This is a genomic window from Brevundimonas sp., from assembly GCF_036399195.1.
GTDB lineage: Bacteria > Pseudomonadota > Alphaproteobacteria > Caulobacterales > Caulobacteraceae > Brevundimonas.
This window is the reverse complement of sequence record NZ_DASWNO010000075.1, coordinates 1-4459: the sequence shown is the minus strand read 5'-3', so window position 1 is coordinate 4459 and position 4459 is coordinate 1. Positions and strand designations below refer to the sequence as shown.

Here is a 4459-nt window from a genome sequence, read left to right as displayed (position 1 = left end):
GACCTGGCGGCGGCAGGCGCAGGCGGCGCTGTACGACGCCCCCATCCCGCACCGGCTTGTGCTGCTGGACGGACCGACCGGCTCGGGCAAGACCGCGCTGCTCGCGGCGGCCGCGGCGCGCGGCGGCCAGACGCTGGATCTTGAGGCGCTGGCGGCGCACCGGGGCTCGCTGTTCGGCGCCGTGCCCGGCGGCCAGCCGTCCCAGAAGGGGTTCGAGACGCGCCTGCACGACGCCCTCTCCCGTCTCGACCCCGCCCGGCCGGTGCTGGTCGAGGCGGAGAGCAGCAAGATCGGCGCGCGCGTCATCCCGCCGTCGCTGTGGGCGGCGATGAGGGCGGCGCCGACGATCCGCCTCGACTCACCCGTCCCCGTGCGGACCGCCCGCACCGTCCGCGACTACGCGGCGATCGCCGCCGACCCGGCCGCGCTGGACAAGGCTCTGTACAGCCTGCCGCGCCATATCTCCAAGGCGACGGTGGCCGAGTGGCGCGACCTCGCCGCGGCGGGCGATGTTGAGCGCCTGGCGACGGAGTTGATCGTCCACCACTACGATCCCGCCTATCTTCGGCAGGAGCAGTCGGGCGCGCGCCGGGCGCTGGCGGCGGTCGTGATCGAAGCGCTGACGGACGCCGCCCTCGACCGGGCGGCGGAGGCGGTGATGGCGGAACTGGGCGGCTCAGGCTTTCAGGATCATGTCCAGGCCCACGATGGCGGAGACCGCCGCCGAGGCGGTGACCCAGGTGAGGGCCAGCGTCTTCCACGATACGCGCAAACGACGGCTGCCGATCGCCAGCAGGACGACGAGCGCGATTGAGACCAGCGCGGGCAAGGTCCAGAGCCCCCATCCCAGCCATTCGCTGATCCGCGCCTCGTCGTTCGGGTTGAACAGGCTGATCCCCATGGCCATCAGCCGCATGAACGCCGGCCAGAAGAGAAAAATCCACGCCGTCGGGCTCGCTCTCGTCTGGACCATCCAGAGGGCGATCGCCGCCTGAACCACGGTGATCAGGGGACCGGCGGCGGAGATGACGGCGTGGTCGGCGGCGCTGACCGCCGCGCGAGGGCCGGAGCTGTTGAGTCCGAAGAAGGCCTCGTGTCCGAGCAGGATCGTCGTCAGCCAGTGGCCGGCCTCGTGGAGCAAGAAGGTGATGAATCCGGCCAGGACCACCAGACCGTAGAACCCGACGCCTGTACGCATTCGTTGCATTCCAACTCCCCTCGTTGAAGCGCAGTTGTGGGACTTGCGCCCAGCCGGGTCGAGTTAAGCTTCGTCCATCGCGGTCCATCGGATGGGATGGTCAAACCCGCCCGTCGCTCCTAGCTTCCGGGCATGACCCGCTCCCGCACCGCCGCCCTGATGTCTTCGCTCAGCCTGCGGGTGCTCGTCGCCCTCGTCGCCGGTCTACTGGCCGGCGCGGCGGCGCAGGCCTGGGGCATTCCCGGCGGCACGGGGACGGTGGGCGTGGTCGAGGGGCTGGGCCAGCTGTGGCTGAACGCCCTGCGCATGACGATCATTCCGCTGGTGTTCTCGCTGCTGGTCACCGGCATCGCCTCCATCGCCGACGCGGCGGCGACCGGCCGACTGGCGCTCAAGGCGGTGATCGTGTTCGCGGTGCTGCTGATCGGCGCCACCGTCTACGGCGTGTTCGCGTCCCTGGGGCTGCTCTCGGCCTGGCCCATCGATCCCGACGGTGCGCGGCTGCTGTTGTCGGGCGCCACGGGCGACGCCGCGGTGCGCGAGAACGTCGGGGGCGGCGGGTTGACCGCCTTCCTGACCAATCTGGCGCCCGCGAATCCGATCCGGGCCGCGGCCGAAGACGCCATCCTCGGCATCGTGGTCTTCGCCATCGTGTTCGGCTTCGCAGCCACCCGGCTGCCGGCGCGACTGCGACAGCCCATGACCGTCTTCTTCGAGGCCGTGGCGGAGACCATGATCGTCATCGTCCACTGGGTGCTGCTGGCCGCCCCCGTCGGCGTCTTCGCCCTGTCGCTCGGCGTCGGCCTGAGGGCCGGACTGGGGGCGGCCGGCGTGCTGGGTCACTACATCGCCATCGTGGTGCTGGCCCTGATCGGCCTGATCCTGCTGACCTATGTCGTGGCGACGGTCTGGGGCCGGGTCAGCCTGAGCCGCTTCGCCCGCGCCGCCGCTCCGGCCCAGGTGGTGGCCTTCTCGACCCAGTCCTCGCTGGCCTGCCTGCCGGTGATGGTCGAGCGCGCCCGGGACCGGCTAGGCGTCTCCGCCGCGACCGCGGGCCTGGTCCTGCCGCTGGCGGTGGCGGTGTTCCGCATCACCTCGACGGTGGCCAACCTCGCCGTCTGCGTCTACGTCGCCCACCTGTACGGCATTCCGCTGACCCCCGGCGTGCTGATCGCCGGCTCGGTCACGGCGGTGGCGGTCAGCGTCGGCACCGTGGGCCTTCCGGGACAGGTCAGTTTCTTCGCCTCGATCGCGCCCATCGCCATCGTCATGGGCCTGCCGCTCGAGGTCCTGCCCCTGCTGCTGGCCGTCGAGGTCGTCCCCGACATCTTCCGCACCATCGGCAACGTCACGGCGGACCTCGCGGCCGCGCGGATTGTGGAGGGGCGGGATGCGACAGCGGACCCGGAGGCGGCTTCGGGGATTTAGGGGCCGGAGCGGACGCGGGGATAGTCTGGAATGGGTGGAAAGCGGACGTCACGCGTCAAGGCGTCAGCCTCACGCAAAGGAGCGCCGAGCCTAATCCGCATTGTCGAATTTTCTAACCTCGGCGGCGCTTTCGTCGAAATCGTCAAGCAAGCGTGCATTCACCCCCATCTTGCCGAAGTCTTTTCCGAGAGACTGCCAGTGAGTTCCGCAGCCGCAGATCGGGCAGTGGTGGATGCCGATCAGTCGGTCGCCCCAGACATAGGCTGTCGTCTCGCCTGTGATGCGCACCTGATCCGGCGCGAAATAAGCCAAGCGCCATGCGAGTCGGCGACAGAGAGAGCAGTTACAATCTGCAACCCACTCCGGCTGGCTTGGCAGTTCTATCCGCACGCTTCCGCAATGACAGCTTCCCTGAACGCCCATACCGCCCATTTAGGCATCGGTCTGGAACGTCCGCAATGGGTCGACAGCAGCCCATCGGGTCGGGGTGGTATGCAGCCCGTCAGCCGTGCGCGTAATCCTGAATCGGCCGCACATCCAGTTCCCCGGCCTTGATCGCGCCGATCGCCTGCGCCGCCGCCAAAGCTCCGGCGGTCGTCGTGTAGTAGGGGATCTTCATCATCAGGGCGGTGCGGCGCAGCGAGAAGCTGTCCAGCAAGGCCTGCTTGCCCTCGGTGGTGTTGAAGACCAACTGGACCTCGCCGTTCTTCATCGCATCGACGATGTTGGGTCGGCCCTCCAGCACCTTCTTCACGTGGCCGATCGGCAGGCCCTGTTCGGTGAGGAACGTGTGCGTCCCGCCGGTGGCGACGATGGAGAAACCTTCGGCCAGCAGGGTCTTCACCGCCTCGACGATGAAGGGCTTGTCGCCGTCCTTGACGCTGACGAAGGCGCAGCCGGATGCGGGCAGGATTGTGCCGCCGCCGATCTGGCTCTTGGCGAAGGCGCGGGCGAAGGCGGGGGCCATGTCGGTCTCGCCGTCGCGCTTCCAGTCCAGACCCATGACCTCTCCGGTTGAGCGCATCTCGGGACCGAGGATGGTGTCGACCCCGGCGAAGCGCGCGAAGGGGAAGACGGCTTCCTTGACCGCGATATGGTCGTAGGGCTTGTCCGCCAGTCCGAAGGATTTCAACGGCACGCCGGCCATGACCTTGGCAGCGATGGATGCGATCGGCTGGCCGATGGTCTTGGCGACGAAGGGCGCCGTGCGGCTGGCGCGCGGATTGACCTCCAGCACGAAGATGCGCGGCGCGTCGCTGTGCGGCTCCTCGATCGCGAACTGCACGTTCATCAGGCCGCGCACCTTCAGCGCCCGGGCCATGGCCTCTGTCTGGCGCTTCAGCTCGGCGACCGTTTCGGTCGACAGGGAGTAGGGCGGCATGGAGCAGGCGCTGTCGCCCGAATGCACCCCGGCCTCCTCGATATGCTCCAGCACGCCGGCGACGAAGACCGTCTCGTCGTCGCACAGGGCGTCGACGTCCACCTCGGTGGCCTTGTTCAGGTACTGGTCGACCAACACCGGGTTATCGCCGGAGACTCGCACCGCCTCGGTGACGTAGCGGTCGAGTTGCTCGCGGTCGTGGACGATCTGCATGCCGCGGCCGCCCAGGACGTAGGAAGGACGCAGGACCACCGGGAAGCCGACCTCGTCGGCGATGCGGCGCACGTCGTCGGCGGTCTTGCCGATGCCGTTGACCGGCTGCTTGAGACCGATGTCGTTGAGCAGGGCCTGGAAGCGCTCGCGGTCCTCGGCCAGGTCGATCGCGTCAGGGGTGGTGCCCATGATGGGAACGCCGGCCTGCTCCAGCGCGTGCGCCAGCTTCAGCGGGGTTT

Annotated in this window: 3 protein-coding genes and 1 pseudogene; 2 read left to right on the top strand and 2 right to left on the bottom strand. The window is 68.8% G+C overall.

What is annotated here, in order from left to right; all coding sequences use genetic code 11:
• Positions 1–814, top strand: a pseudogene (locus VGB60_RS03780) (hypothetical protein); the annotation flags it as partial.
• 516 nt (positions 815–1330) lie between these two features.
• The gene (locus VGB60_RS03775; protein ID WP_331036948.1) at positions 1331–2626 is read left to right on the top strand and encodes a dicarboxylate/amino acid:cation symporter; all 1296 of its coding nucleotides are present in this window, start codon (positions 1331–1333) and stop codon (positions 2624–2626) included.
• A gap of 90 nt (positions 2627–2716) precedes the next feature.
• Here the strand turns inward: VGB60_RS03775 and VGB60_RS03770 are convergent, their stop codons facing one another.
• The gene (locus VGB60_RS03770; protein WP_331036947.1) at positions 2717–2938 is read right to left on the bottom strand and encodes a hypothetical protein; all 222 of its coding nucleotides are present in this window, start codon (positions 2936–2938) and stop codon (positions 2717–2719) included.
• A 190-nt stretch (positions 2939–3128) separates the two neighbouring features.
• Positions 3129–4459 (bottom strand): ATP-grasp domain-containing protein (locus tag VGB60_RS03765; RefSeq protein ID WP_331036946.1); only part of this gene is annotated, 1331 nt, incomplete at its 5' end.